Origin of the sequence: Brenneria alni (assembly GCF_003666245.1) — a bacterium.
GTDB classification, from domain to species: domain Bacteria; phylum Pseudomonadota; class Gammaproteobacteria; order Enterobacterales; family Enterobacteriaceae; genus Brenneria; species Brenneria alni.
Genome location: NZ_MJLZ01000049.1, coordinates 21705 through 28247, shown reverse-complemented (window position 1 = coordinate 28247; position 6543 = coordinate 21705). Strand labels below are relative to the sequence as shown.

7 protein-coding genes are annotated in these 6543 nt (G+C 53.6%); 3 read left to right on the top strand and 4 right to left on the bottom strand.

The genetic code is table 11. From position 1 onward, the window contains the following. The 3 genes from xerC to BIY29_RS17255 form a co-directional block, all read left to right on the top strand. Positions 1-714: site-specific tyrosine recombinase XerC (gene xerC, locus BIY29_RS17265; RefSeq protein ID WP_121576297.1), on the top strand; the 714-nt coding region annotated here is incomplete at its 5' end. Between the two features lie 39 nt (positions 715-753). Beyond that, entirely contained in the window at positions 754-1038 is a 285-nt protein-coding gene (locus tag BIY29_RS17260) for a damage-inducible protein J (protein ID WP_121576293.1), read from the top strand. Beyond that, entirely contained in the window at positions 1035-1355 is a 321-nt protein-coding gene (locus BIY29_RS17255; RefSeq protein WP_121576292.1) for a type II toxin-antitoxin system RelE/ParE family toxin, read from the top strand. Before BIY29_RS17260 ends, BIY29_RS17255 begins: the two co-directional genes overlap by 4 nt. Before the next feature lie 235 nt (positions 1356-1590). Here the strand turns inward: BIY29_RS17255 and BIY29_RS17250 are convergent, their stop codons facing one another. The 4 genes from BIY29_RS17250 to nrdI form a co-directional block, all read right to left on the bottom strand. Then, positions 1591-2844, bottom strand: coding sequence for a hypothetical protein (locus BIY29_RS17250; RefSeq protein WP_121576291.1), 1254 nt, complete (start codon positions 2842-2844; stop codon positions 1591-1593). A gap of 171 nt (positions 2845-3015) precedes the next feature. Next, the gene (gene nrdF, locus BIY29_RS17245; RefSeq protein ID WP_121576290.1) at positions 3016-3978 is read right to left on the bottom strand and encodes a class 1b ribonucleoside-diphosphate reductase subunit beta; all 963 of its coding nucleotides are present in this window, start codon (positions 3976-3978) and stop codon (positions 3016-3018) included. A gap of 24 nt (positions 3979-4002) precedes the next feature. Further along, the gene (nrdE, locus tag BIY29_RS17240) at positions 4003-6153 is read right to left on the bottom strand and encodes a class 1b ribonucleoside-diphosphate reductase subunit alpha (protein WP_121576289.1); all 2151 of its coding nucleotides are present in this window, start codon (positions 6151-6153) and stop codon (positions 4003-4005) included. Then, complete coding sequence (nrdI, locus tag BIY29_RS17235; RefSeq protein ID WP_121576288.1) at positions 6132-6539, bottom strand: class Ib ribonucleoside-diphosphate reductase assembly flavoprotein NrdI; 408 nt, start codon at positions 6537-6539, stop codon at positions 6132-6134. The genes nrdE and nrdI overlap by 22 nt, the downstream gene beginning before the upstream one ends. Positions 6540-6543 lie beyond the last annotated feature (4 nt).

Genomic DNA, 6543 nt, shown 5'->3' with positions numbered 1-6543 from the left:
GGGTTGTCGGCGATACGAGCGCTGCTGCGCTGGCTGCTGACGCGTCACCATATCCTGTACAACCCGTCAGAGCAGTTGGTGTTGCCGAAAGTGGGGACAAGGCTACCGGCACAGGTACTGAGCGTGGAGGAAACCGAAGCGGTGCTGGACGCGCAGGACACACAGACATTAACGGGCTTGCGTAACCGTGCGGTACTGGAAATGCTGTGGAGCACCGGTCTGAGGCGTTCGGAACTGGCGAACCTGCTGCGGGTTGACGTGAACGTGGGACGCGGCGGGCTGGTTGTGAGGCAGGGAAAGGGACGAAAAGACCGGGTGGTGCCGGTGGGGATGCGGGCGCTGGTGTGGACGCAGCGTTATCTGGACGCGGTGAGGCCGCGACTGACGAGCCGTTATGACAGCGGGTATCTGTTCGTGACGATACACGGCAGGAAGCTGGGGCGCTCGACGCTGACGCAACTGGCGGGAAACGCTATCCGCAGAGAGGCAAAGCTGGAGAAGGCGGGGGCGTGTCACCTGTTCCGGCACTCGATGGCGACGCAGATGCTGGAGAACGGGGCGGACACGCGGCACATCCAGGCCATCTTAGGGCATGAGAAGCTGGAGACGACGCAAATCTACACGCGGGTCGCCATCGGGCATCTGAAGAAGGTGCATGAGAGGACGCACCCGGCAGAGCGTAAGGCAAAGAAGAGGAAAAAACAGGAAAAGTAGCGTAAGATGACAACACAAATGACACCACGGGAGACGGCAATGGGCACTATCCACTTCAGAATCGACGAGGAAATCAAACGGCTGGCGATGCAGGCCGCCGAGCGTCATCAGGTCAGTCTGACGGAGTTGATGCGTCAGCGGGCGGAAGAACTGGCTGAAGAAGAGCGGCAGCATCAGCGTAACGCCAGTGATGAATGGCTTGAAGCACAAGTGCGGGAAGCGTTCGCCCGTTATGATGCGGGAGAAAGCGAGTTTATCAGCAATGAGGATGCCCGTCAGCGGATGAATGAACTGAAAGCGCGGGCGGCGCGAGGTGAGTTATGACGGTCAGCGTGCGCTGGGAAAAACGGGCGCAGGCAGACCGTGAAGGTATCTATCGTTACCTGTATAAAGAGGCCGGACTGGATGTGGCGAACGGGGCGGATGAGAAGTTCGAGTCGGCGGTATCACTGCTGGAAGCCACGCCGGAAGCGGGGATCGATATAGGCAAGTCAGGAGAGAGAAGAAAACTGGTGCTGACAAGGTTCCCGTTCATCATTATCTATGCGCTGAAACGAAAGATAAACGAAGTGCATATCCTGCGGATATTGAATACCTCTCGCAATGTGTCGGCGAAATACCCGGCGCGACAGAAAAGTTAGCGCATTCCCTTTGAGGGCGCCGGGTGAGGAGAAGGGCAGCAACTCCGTGTCCCTGCGGGCTTACTGCCTTGTCAGGAGCAGCGTGTCGGGGGTATGTGGTGGACTGGCGGACGGACACGGTTATCTGCTGGGGGGCGGGTGACGAACCCGGGGGTATTTATACCTCTCTGGATGAAAAAAACGTATCGTTGTCAAAGGCATACGGTTTTTTCGTATCTATGAGACGAATGTTGGATCAGCTAGAACTACCCGGCGTTGCAGCAAGGGCGCGCCACTGCCTGTTGAGCGTCTGAAGTTCATTCAGATCGAGTGAGGCGATATCGCTTCTTTCCTGGTCATTCATCAGCTTGCAGCGAAACCGCTCAATGGCCGCGCTATTCAGATATTGTGCTTTGGCGCCACTGCTCTGCTTATCGCGGGGCGAGGGATTTATGCGAATCAGCGTATTATCTGGAAATGGCACGTTTTTCGCGACACATGCCAGCATCAGGGTGGCGAGATCCTGCCTCGACTTCACTTCAATCTCTTTGAGTTTACCGCCGCTGGCTGAACCGGAAAGGGGATGATCGGTGGGTTGATAGCTATATTGGCTGACCTTATTGAGCAGCTTGTTTCTTATCTGATGCGTTTGCAGATTCTCGATTTTACTGAACCCAAACACCATAGGCACGCCGCTCCCCTCATTCAACACGTTGAGGTACGGCAGTTTGCCGTCAACCAACTCCTGCTCGATGCGTTCAAAGGCCTGACGCATGATGGTGGCCGTTTGTTGGCTGGAGAACGCGGCGGAACCGTCTTTAACCGTAACGTCGACGGGAAAGGGAAACTTCATCAACATCTTCTCGTCCGATTTTTCGTGGGTCAGCGCGCCATGGGCGGCCAAGTGACTCAGCAAGGAAAGGTAAACCGCCTTTTCCGGGTTGTCAGCACTGGGTAAAAGCAGCGCGATCTTAGGGGCACCGGGAAACGCATCGTGTTTATAAGCCCGGTTGACCGCCCTGGCCAATAAATATATTTCGCTACGTGTCTCAACCGTAGTCAGTTTTGATCCTGCACCCAGTGCGTAAATTCGTGCGCTTTGACGCAGTTTGTCCCTCGTTTCGACATCGCCGATCGACAGAGGAGTGCGATCGGAAAAGAACACTTTACCTTCGAGAGATTGTGAACCCCCTTTAGGATCGTTGGCTCCCGTCTTTAATGCGGCGCTGCGCAGTATTTCGAATCCCCACGGCGAACCGTGAAAAGCCTCTGGCTTGACATACCCCCTCGGAGCAGTGGGATTGAGCGACGACAGCAGGCTGTGATGCAACTTATGTCGAGTCTCATCATTGATATCCTGCCGTTTGGATAGTAGATCCATCGGCGAGTCGCCGTTTTTGTCTACGGTTACTGGTTGATAACCCTGTGCTCTCAGTTCCTGAATCGTTTTTACATCATCATGGGCGACCGCCTCATGAAAGATGGCTGGATTCGAAGGCGCGATGCGCATGATCCTTCCCCAGTGAATCAAAAGATAGGTGATAAGTAGCAACGCGGGTCAAAAAGTTCCTTCAGATCGCACAGGACTAGCGGCAGTGTGGACGAAAGGAGCGATCCGGTCGCAAAACCGCATCCGGTTGCCGCCTTTCTTCAGCCCGAAATCTAGGGGGGATCATCAGGACTAAAAATCCCAGTCCTCATCTTCGGTGTTCACCGCTTTACCGATTACGTACGATGAGCCGGAACCGGAGAAAAAGTCGTGGTTCTCGTCGGCGTTTGGTGAAAGCGCCGAGAGGATTGCCGGATTGACATCCGTCATACTGGCAGGAAATAGGGCTTCGTAGCCCAAATTCATCAACGCTTTGTTGGCGTTATAGTGCAGGAATTTTTTCACATCTTCCGTCCAGCCGACGCTGTCATAAAGCTCCTGGGTATATAGCACTTCATTGTCATACAAATCCTGCAGCAGATCGTAAGCGAAATTTTTTACCTGCTGCTGGCGGGCGGCGTCCACCTTCGCCAGACCTTGCTGAAATTTATAACCAATGTAGTAACCGTGTACGGCTTCATCGCGGATAATCAGCCGTATCAAATCGGCGGTGTTGGTCAGCTTGGCCCGGCTTGACCAGTACATGGGGAGATAAAAGCCGGAATAGAACAGGAAAGATTCCAGAAACACGCTGGCGACCTTTTTCATCAGCGGATCGTCGCTGCGGTAGTGATTCAAAATAATCGATGCTTTCTTCTGCAAAGCCGGGTTTTCTTCACTCCAGCGGTAGGCATCATCGACTTCACTGGTCAGGCACAGTGTGGAAAAGATGGAACTGTAGGAACGGGCATGTACCGCTTCCATAAAGCTGATGTTGGAGAGTACCGCTTCCTCGTGCGGCGTTACCGCATCGGGCATCAGCGTCGGTGCGCCCAGCGTGTTCTGAATGGTATCGAGCAGCGTCAGCCCGGTGAATACCCGGATAGTAAGCTGCCGTTCATGCGCGTTTAATGTTCCCCAAGACGGAATGTCGTTGGATAACGGAACTTTTTCCGGTAGCCAGAAATTCGAGGTAAGCCGGTTCCAGACTTCCAAATCTTTGTCGTCTTCAATTTTGTTCCAGTTGATGGCCTGTACGCACGTTAACGATGTCATAATCTGATTTCCTTCAGCGATAGCTTACAAAGCGCAGGACACGCAGCCCTGAACCTCGGTGCCTTCCAGCGCCATCTGCCGTATACGAATGTAGTAAATGGTTTTTATGCCCTTGGTCCACGCATAGATTTGCGCTTTGTTGATATCCCGCGTGGTGGCGGTATCGCGGAAGAACAGCGTCAGCGACAGCCCCTGGTCGACATGCTGGGTGGCCGCCGCATAGGTATCAATAATTTTCTGCGGGCCGATTTCGTAGGCGTCCTGGTAATATTCCAGATTGTCGTTGGTCATGTAGGGCGCAGGGTAGTAAACCCGGCCAATCTTGCCCTCTTTGCGGATTTCAATCCGCGACACAATCGGGTGGATGCTCGACGTGGAGTGATTGATATAAGAAATGGAGCCGGTAGGGGGCACCGCCTGCAAATTCTGATTGTAAATCCCATATGCTATAACGGCGTCGCGCAGCGTTGCCCAGTCCTGCTGGTTGGGAATGGTTATCCCCGCCTGCGCGAACAGTTCTCGTACCCGTTCGGTGGCGGGTTCCCAGCGCTGCTCAACGTATTTGCTGAAATATTCACCGGTTGCGTATTTCGAGTTTTCGAATCCTTTAAAACTTTGGCCGTGCTCAATCGCCAGTTGGTTTGAGGCGCGCAGCGCATGGTAGGCGACGGTATAAAAATAGATGTTGGTGAAGTCGATCGCTTCCTCGGAACCGTAAAATATTCTCTCGCGGGCCAGATAACCGTGCAGATTCATCTGCCCGAGGCCAATAGCGTGGGATTCATCGTTGCCTTTTTCTATCGACGGCACGGAGCGGATATGGCTCATATCGGAGACGGCGGACAGCGCCCGGATCGCCATTTCCACCGTGAGGCCAAAATCTGGCGACGACATCGCTTTGGCGATGTTCAGTGAGCCGAGGTTACAGGAAATATCTTTACCGATATGGCGATAGCCCAGATCTTCGTCGTATAGGCTTGCATCGTTAACCTGTAAAATTTCAGAACACAGGTTGCTCATATTGATGCGCCCCTGAATAGGATTGGCGCGGTTTACCGTATCCTCAAACATCATATAGGGATAACCGGACTCAAACTGGATCTCGGCCAGGATCTGAAAAAACTCCCTTGCCTTGATCTGCGACTTGCGGATGCGCTTGTCGTTGACCATTTCCTGGTATTTTTCCGTGACGCTGATTTCCGACAGCGGAACGCCGTAAACCTGCTCGACGTCGTACGGCGAGAACAGGTACATCACCTGATTATTCTTTGCCAACTGGAAGGTGATATCCGGGATGACCACGCCAAGCGACAGCGTTTTAATGCGGATTTTCTCATCGGCATTTTCCCGTTTTGTATCGAGGAAGCGCAGAATATCGGGGTGGTGGGCGTTGAGATAAACCGCCCCGGCGCCCTGGCGTGCGCCCAGTTGGTTGGCGTAGGAGAAAGCGTCTTCCAGCATTTTCATTACCGGTATGATGCCGGAGGATTGGTTTTCAATCCTTTTTATCGGCGCACCGGTTTCGCGGATATTGGTGAGCATAAAAGCCACGCCGCCGCCGCGTTTGGAGAGCTGTAGCGCGGAGTTAATGGCGCGGCCAATCGACTCCATGTTGTCTTCAATACGCAGCAGGAAACAGGAAACCAGCTCGCCGCGCTGTTTTTTCCCACAGTTGAGAAACGTGGGAGTGGCGGGTTGAAAACGTCCGCTGATGATTTCTTCCACCAGTGCGCTGGCAAGCTCGGTGTTGCCGGCTGCTAACGTGAGCGCCACCATGCAGACGCGATCTTCGTAGCGTTCCAGATAGCGTTTGCCGTCAAAGGTTTTGAGCGTATAACCGGTGTAGTATTTGAACGCGCCAAGAAAGGTTTGAAAGCGGAACTTATGGCTGTAGGCCTGCTGAAAAAGACTTTTAATAAAGCTAAAGGCGTATTGATCCAATACGTCGGCTTCGTAATAGCCTTCTTCGACCAGATAGCGCAGCTTCTCTTCCAGGTTATGGAAGAACACGGTGTTTTGATTGACGTGCTGTAAGAAATAGCGCCGCGCCGCCAGCTTATCCTGCTCGAACTGGATGTGTCCCTCTGCATCGTAGAGATTCAACATCGCATTCAGAGAATGGTAATCCAGCTCCGTGTTGGCTGGTTTGGTGATCACGGATTCTGTCGTTGCCAAAATTCAGTTACTCCCTTTCGCACGTTTGCCACGTCTTCAGCCGTACCCAGTAGCTCGAAGCGATACAGATAAGGCACCTGACACTTTTGCGCGATGATGTCGCCAGCGAGGCCGTATGCAGCCCCAAAATTGGTATTGCCCGCAGCGATGACGCCGCGCAGGTAATCGCGATTTTGCCGATCGTTCAGAAACAGGATCACCTGACGGGGCACAGAACCTTTGGCGCTGCCCCCGCCATAGCTGGGAACCACCAGAATATAGGGTTGATCCATTTTCAGCGCGGGCTGCTCAGTCGCTATCGGAATACGCAGGGCTGGCAACCCAACCCTGGCGATAAAGCGATGGGTGTTTTCCGACTGGCTGGAAAAGTAGACCAGCGGGTTCATCACG